This window comes from Flavobacterium sp. ACAM 123 (assembly GCF_000264055.1).
In the GTDB taxonomy this organism is placed as follows: Bacteria; Bacteroidota; Bacteroidia; order Flavobacteriales; family Flavobacteriaceae; genus Flavobacterium.
In genome coordinates this window covers 1-5,260 of sequence record NZ_AJXL01000162.1, presented here as the reverse complement: position 1 = coordinate 5,260, position 5,260 = coordinate 1, and the positions used below count along the sequence as shown (strand labels likewise).

At 31.7% G+C, this 5,260-nt stretch carries 6 protein-coding genes and 1 pseudogene; 6 read left to right on the top strand and 1 reads right to left on the bottom strand.

What is annotated here, in order from left to right:
* A partial coding sequence (locus A3SG_RS0117355) for an IS110 family transposase (RefSeq protein ID WP_016991268.1) occupies positions 1-900 on the bottom strand: 900 nt, incomplete at its 3' end.
* 526 nt (positions 901-1,426) lie between these two features.
* Between A3SG_RS0117355 and A3SG_RS0117350 the strand changes: the two genes are divergently transcribed.
* The 6 genes and pseudogenes from A3SG_RS0117350 to A3SG_RS22540 form a co-directional block, all read left to right on the top strand.
* Positions 1,427-1,852: a hypothetical protein gene (locus A3SG_RS0117350; RefSeq protein WP_016991267.1), complete on the top strand. Its 426-nt coding sequence runs from the start codon at positions 1,427-1,429 to the stop codon at positions 1,850-1,852.
* A gap of 32 nt (positions 1,853-1,884) precedes the next feature.
* The gene (locus A3SG_RS0117345; protein ID WP_016991266.1) at positions 1,885-2,604 is read left to right on the top strand and encodes a hypothetical protein; all 720 of its coding nucleotides are present in this window, start codon (positions 1,885-1,887) and stop codon (positions 2,602-2,604) included.
* Positions 2,605-2,679: 75 nt separating this feature from the next.
* Complete coding sequence (locus A3SG_RS0117340; RefSeq protein ID WP_016991265.1) at positions 2,680-2,922, top strand: hypothetical protein; 243 nt, start codon at positions 2,680-2,682, stop codon at positions 2,920-2,922.
* A 252-nt stretch (positions 2,923-3,174) separates the two neighbouring features.
* Positions 3,175-3,783, top strand: coding sequence for a hypothetical protein (locus tag A3SG_RS0117335; protein ID WP_016991264.1), 609 nt, complete (start codon positions 3,175-3,177; stop codon positions 3,781-3,783).
* A 189-nt stretch (positions 3,784-3,972) separates the two neighbouring features.
* Complete coding sequence (locus A3SG_RS0117330; protein ID WP_016991263.1) at positions 3,973-4,719, top strand: hypothetical protein; 747 nt, start codon at positions 3,973-3,975, stop codon at positions 4,717-4,719.
* A 168-nt stretch (positions 4,720-4,887) separates the two neighbouring features.
* A pseudogene (locus A3SG_RS22540) lies at positions 4,888-5,178 on the top strand (transposase); the annotation flags it as partial.
* Between the last annotated feature and the right edge of the window lie 82 nt (positions 5,179-5,260).

Genomic DNA, 5,260 nt, shown 5'->3' with positions numbered 1-5,260 from the left:
CCCAGCTGCTTCAACTAAATAACTGCGTAGTTGTGAGCGACTCCTTGGAGTAATTCCTAAACACTTTTCTGACTCTCCACTGTTATACATTCCAGGAACTAATCCGATGTAGGAACTAAACTGCCCATCGTTATTGAACCGACGTAAATCTCCACATTCTGCCAAGATTACACTAGCTAGGTATCCTCCAATTCCTGGAATACTTCTCAAAAGATTGTAATCTTTCTTGTTGTTTTTTCTACAGTAAGAACGCATTTGATTGGCAATTTCTAAATATTCTGATTTGATAAACTTGAACATTCGTATTTTTCCTTGCAATGCTAAATCGCCACAAGAGGTACTAAACTTTATTTCTTCTAACCACAAAATAAAAGCTTTACTCCAATTTGGATTATCAAACTCTTCAGGGACTTTTATTCCATGAAACAGCAACATACTTTTGATATGTGATTTGGTTTGTCGCAGTTTCTTGGTCACTTGCGTTCTATGACGAGCCAAGGTCGTAAATTGTTCGTGCTCTTCTGTGGGAATAAAAACACCTCTTAGAACACCTGATTTTAATTGATTGGACAAGTTTTTAGAATCTAAGGCATCTGTTTTTTGATAGCGTTCTTTATCTCCTCTCTTCACGTCTGAGGGATTAACAACTAGAACATTCCAACCCAAGTTTAAAAAATATCGTGTCGCGGAGAATCCGCAGCAACCTGCTTCATAAACTAAATCGACAGCGTGATCTGGAAATGTACGCTCCACATATTGATACAAATCCTCAGAATTAGACGGCATCGAATAGGTCTTGTGAAAAAATAAATCTGTTTGAATAGAAACTGTCCAGCTTTTTTTGTGAATATCTAAACCAATGAATATCTTTGGAATAGAAAAGGTGTCTTGTAATTTCATAATCTTCGTTTTTTGTACTCTCAAAGTTATGCTTTTACATAGATGCTTGGAGCTAGCTGGAATTTAGTGGAATTATCGTTTCGCATCAAGTTTTCGTTAAGCCGAAAACTGAAAGGTTACGAACTTCCAGCCATCTCAAAGTGGCATAACGTTATATGATAGCTTAACGCCCGAATCTAAAAGAACACCTTTCACATTCAGCATCTTTAGGCATTCTACCATCATTTGGAATATATCCAAACTCTTCAATACAATCGTACATTGAACATACAAATCTGTGTATTCCAATTTTACATAGAAATTTTCCAATGATTTTTTTCATAATTTTTTGTTTAAAAAGCCATCATATAAAAATACATTGCATCAATGGCTTAATTAGTGATTAATTTATTGATTTGTATTTTTTTGTTTCCGACATTCGTGTCGAGGACATTTGTAATTATCGGCACGCCACAAATGCAATGCACCGACGTTGTGGGCTATATAGCCCGAAATTAACCAATTTTTTAACCAAAACACAACGTTTATGAAAACCAAAATGAAAAAATTATTGCAGTTATTTTTACTTTCTTCTTTTTTTATTATGACCAACTGTCGAACAGAGGATATTCATAAGAACAGTATTAATATTGATAACACTGTTAAAAAAACAAAAGAGGTTAACCTTGTATCTTTAAAGAATATACCAGATGTTGAAAATATTATAAATGGAATAAAAAAAGAAAAATCACTTACAAATAAATCTATAAATAGTTTAGATTTAAATCAGGACAAAATAATTGAATTGTTAAGAGAGAATGGAGACAAGAGCTATAGTTTACTCATTGAAAAAACATTCAAAGAGGACGAACCGTATTCAGTTGAAAATTTGAATGTCCTTTCCGAAAACGGAGACTACAAAGTTTTAATAACAAAATGGATTCCATTAGATGGTAAACCTTTTATGATGTAGAAAAATTTATTGGCGATTTACAATATTTCGATTTGAATGGAAATTTACTTCATTCACTTAAAATTGGCATAAATGATAAAACTGCTAAATCAAACCAAACCGCAAAATCGCAACTTGTGATCACAATTGGGTGTTGGACATATGATCTAATTTTTTGTGGTTATTCAGATTCACCATACAAAATAGTAAGTTCAAGTTACACTTGTGGCAGTGGTGGTAGTACTAGCGGTACCACAACTAGTGGTGGTACTACAAGTTCTGGTAGCACTTCAGGTACTAGTAGCAGTGGAAGCGGTGGTATTAGTATCGGAGGAACTACTTTGTATAGTGGGACTGGCACTACTACATTTGTGCCTAATATACCAACCCAAGATGAAGTTGAAAGAAAAATGTACAATACATTTTTAACTACATTGAATGCTGAACAATATTCTTTTTTAGGGCAGTACCCAGAAGTTAATTTACAAATTTTTAATTATTTACAAGAAAATGAATTCACTTCTATAAATAAAAAGTATGCAAAAAGCATGATTAACCCCGTAATTATTGCAAATGCTTTAGGTAATAATTTTTCTGTTGAATTCGAAACTTGGGCTATAAATTATTTAAATGTAAATCCAACTCTATTTGTTTACGATTTAATTAATAATAGAACTTCTTTTGATTCCGAAACGGGAGATTTGGATAATAATACTATCGCAAATTATGACAATGCTACTTACGCTGATTTTAACCCACAGCAAAACCCTTAGATTAGTATACCTAGTGTTATCCCAACAACCCAATTTGTTGGTTGGAATCGCAGCTTGCATCCAACATGGCAGTGTATGAAATATGCAAAAGCTCAAATCGAAAAAAAAGGATATAAAATATCGGATTATTTTGTATCTGGACAAACTTTTCAAGTGTATCGAGAGCAAACTGGAGTTAATCTAACAGAATTAGCAAAAGGATTAAGCTATCTTAAGTATGCTCTTTCAAATGGAATTCCTGTTATTGTGGGAGTTGATGATGCGCCAGGTAGTCCAAGTAAGAAAACAGATAATAATACCGACATTTTATCGTTATAGTAGGTACGGGTTCAAATAGCCTTGGTAATTTTTTTCAATTTTATGATAATGCATCTGGTGATGTTACGCAAGGAGCAAATCAACTATATTTGCTCTATTATAGTCCTACTGGCATTATTAGTGGTAGAACACAATGTTCTGGATATAGAGACCAATCAACAACTCACAACTATATTTTAACACAGATAAGAAAAAGTAAAAAATAGATTATAGAAAAAAATAATTTTCTTCGTTATCATAACTATTAATCTATTGTTTAATAAATTATCAGCTCAAAATGTATCTGACACTATTTTTCTATTAAAAGAAAAATCAGGTTTGGATATTCATAATATATTCATAGATCCAAACAAGGATTCAAAAAATTATGATCTAATTAATAATTTCAATGTATTTCAAAATATATTAAATACTAAAAAATTAAAGTTTTTAGATTTACCCAACAAATGGATACCTCTATATATTTATAATAAAAATTATTATTTATATCTTGCTTGTGACTGTTTTGATATGAGGGTTGGTTTAACAAGTCATAATATTTTATTTGAGGGATGTGAAATTACAAAACATAAAATAATCAATTTAAGCAAAAAAAATAATTTAGAATATAATGTAACTTATACCAATTATAATAAAAAAGTATATGATAGATTAGAAATACATATAATTGACAAGCGTAAAGGAATTGCTATTTTCAAACATATAATTAATAAAACCGAAATCTCCTATCAGTTAATGTTAGACTCTAATAAAGCACGATCGTTTCCAATAATTGTAAACGATTGTAGATATAGCAAAACTATTGAGTTTGAATTTGAAACAATGGATTTTAAAAAAATATTAAATAATTTAGGTCAGTAGAATTTATTCAAAAATACAGCCCACAACCGCCATTTAGCGAGATTGTGGGTTTAGTGGAATTTCCGTTTTTAATGACCTTAACGTTCAGTAGAAAGTACTCGTTTTCAAAAGCCCACAACCTCGCTAAGTGGCATAACGCCGTTAGGCAACATTTTTGAAGACCTCGCGAAAAAATCGTAAAAACAAATAATGAAAAAACTGATGCTATTCCTTATCATATTAGCCAGCTTGATTCCAGGAATTTTATCTGTTGCCCAGTATCTTGAAATACAAAAGAAAGAGAATGAAGCAAAAGAAAAAGAGGCGACGCTGAATTCCAAAATTGACAGCCTTAAAATAGACAATGGCGAATTAAAAACCGAACTGCAAACTTTGTCAAAAGATAACGCAAAATTATCGCATCAACTTACGGAAACCTCTCTAAAATTAATTGACAATGTCATCGGAAATGGAGACATTGAAATAGAAGTTAAAAATACAAAACCAACCGAATTCCATTTTCGATTTGTAAACAATTCCGAATTATCCTTCAACAACGCAAATATCATGGTACAAGATTACAGCGCAATTATAAAATGTTCAATTCAAAACGAAGACGAAAATGGAGTCCAAATAAGTTACAATTGCTACAAAGGTCATTTTATTAAATATCCCGGAGTTAATCTAAATCCATATGGAGCAATGAGCGATCTCGAGAAAAATTATCCTTTTACAAGTGGTTATATGAATTTTGCTATTCAAATTGAAACTAGAAAAAAAACAGTGATTTATCATCTTGTTTATAAACTAGTGAAGCAAAATATGGTCAGGTCTTACAGGATATATAATTTGGTGAATAATAAGAAAATATTTGTCACCGAAAATGACGAGTTAAATTTGGACAAGAATTTCTGGTCGGAAAACTTCTATGAGAAAGTGCTTTATACGGGAGAATAATATAACGTTGCCTAACGGCCATTTAGCGAGATTGTGGCTTTAGTGGAATTACCATTTTTAATGACGTTTACGTTCAACTGAAAGTACTCGTTTTCAAAAGTCCACCGCTAATGCGAGCGTCCCGCTCGTTCCCACATGTAGAAGCAACCAATTTTTAAATTAAAAATAGTGAGTAGAAAATATAAATTTGGAGAAAAATCAGGAACTTATTTTATATGTTTTGCTACCGTAAACTTGGTTGATGTATTTGCTAGAGATGCCTATTTTTGGTGTATAATAGAGTCTTTAAATTTTTGTAGAAAGAATAAAGGAATGGAACTTTATGGTTATTGCATAATGCCTAGCCATGTACATTTACTTTTTCGTTCAGCATTAAATGATCCTTCAGGATTAATTTGAGACTTTAAAGGATTTATATCGAAAAAGATGTTGAAAATCATTGAAGATAACCCGCAAGAAGTATCCACCCGAGCAACTACATATTGTTTAGTTCAATAAGATTAATGATAGGAGCGTAATGTTACAATGATTTAGATTCCGG